This is a genomic window from Brevundimonas sp. (assembly GCF_036659295.1).
Lineage (GTDB): Bacteria > Pseudomonadota > Alphaproteobacteria > Caulobacterales > Caulobacteraceae > Brevundimonas.
On record NZ_JAVXCU010000182.1, the window covers coordinates 1 to 550 of the forward strand.

Annotated in this window: 1 protein-coding gene; it reads left to right on the top strand. The window is 48.5% G+C overall.

Translation table 11 applies throughout. The features are described from left to right. Positions 1–267: 267 nt before the first annotated feature. On the top strand, positions 268–550 hold a 283-nt coding region (gene mscL / locus RSB01_RS14250), incomplete at its 3' end, for a large conductance mechanosensitive channel protein MscL (RefSeq protein ID WP_332625782.1).

The window sequence follows — 550 nt, forward strand, 5'->3', positions numbered from 1 at the left end:
GGCGCAGCCCATGCCAGTTTCTTGTTGATTATCCGGAAGTGAAAAATCCACTTCTGGCAACCGCAAATTATAAGTGAAGCAAACAACGAATAGAACAAAAACGTTGCTTGTACCATAATTTATATACTTTTGCAGGAGGTGGCTAGTTCTTTCGAACTAGATGCCCCGGCTGTGCACGAATTGGTCTCGCCGACAACCACAAGTTGGTGTCCCCAGGAATCAATAGTATGATCGGCATGTTTTTATATCTATCCTAAGGGGAAATTCATGGCAATGATGAAGGAATTTAAAGAATTTGCAATGAAAGGCAACGTCGTCGATCTGGCGGTCGGTGTCATCATCGGCGGCGCCTTCGGCAAGATTGTCGATTCCCTGGTGCAAGACGTGATCATGCCGCCCATCGGCCGCATTTTCGGCGGCCTCGATTTCGCCAATTACTACCTGCCCCTGAATGGCCAAGCCACGACGATGACGCTGGTGGAAGCGAAAAAGGCGGGCGCCGTGCTGGCCTACGGTAACTTTCTGACCATTTTGCTTAACTTTATCATTC